Source organism: Staphylococcus gallinarum (assembly GCF_000875895.1).
Lineage (GTDB): Bacteria > Bacillota > Bacilli > Staphylococcales > Staphylococcaceae > Staphylococcus > Staphylococcus gallinarum.
This window is the reverse complement of record NZ_JXCF01000079.1, coordinates 1-241: the sequence shown is the minus strand read 5'-3', so window position 1 is coordinate 241 and position 241 is coordinate 1. Positions and strand designations below refer to the sequence as shown.

1 protein-coding gene is annotated in these 241 nt (G+C 29.5%); it reads right to left on the bottom strand.

What is annotated here, in order from left to right:
- The coding region (locus SH09_RS13450; RefSeq protein WP_042740146.1) for a replication initiation factor domain-containing protein at positions 1-241 on the bottom strand (241 nt) is incomplete at both ends.

The following is a 241-nucleotide window of genomic DNA, read 5'->3' as shown; positions in this document are numbered from 1 at the left end:
ATAATCAACCATATCTCTTTTTAATTCAATTTCTACACGCCATAAGTGTTCAGACATAACTTCAATGTCTGCATTATCCTTACGTTCTTGTTTTTTATTATAAATTCTAATAAATCTATCCCTGTCACGAACACCAAAATATTTTGTTTCTGGTTTACCGTTACGACCATAAAAAATAGTTTTCTTAACTGATTTATCAGTCATCGCATAATAATCGCTCAAATCGTCTTCAAAATCAAAA